Annotated in this window: 1 pseudogene; it reads left to right on the top strand. The window is 71.1% G+C overall.

Annotation, left to right across the window (positions count from 1 at the left end):
* Positions 1 to 273: pseudogene (locus I5E_RS25895) on the top strand (hypothetical protein); the annotation flags it as partial.

Genomic DNA, 273 nt, shown 5'->3' with positions numbered 1-273 from the left:
GACGATTATTTCGAGATCGCGCTGCATTACGGGACGATGCGTGCGATCATCTCCGCGTCGTCGCTGGTCGCCGCGACGCGCCCGCATCTGGCCTTGCACGGCACCGCCGGCAGCTGGTGGACCGAGGGCATCGATCCCTGGGAAGCCGCGCTGCGCGCCGGCGAGCCGCTGACCGGCCTGCCCGACATCGCCGCCTTCCGTGCCACCAAGGATGGGGAGCGCACGCCGCGCCCGGTTCCGGCGGGCGATGCGGCGGGTTTCTACCGCCGTTTC

Source organism: Curtobacterium sp. B18, assembly GCF_000333375.1.
Taxonomy (GTDB): domain Bacteria; phylum Actinomycetota; class Actinomycetes; order Actinomycetales; family Microbacteriaceae; genus Curtobacterium.
Note: the sequence above shows the minus strand (reverse complement) of the source record. Positions and strands in the feature narration are given on the sequence as shown.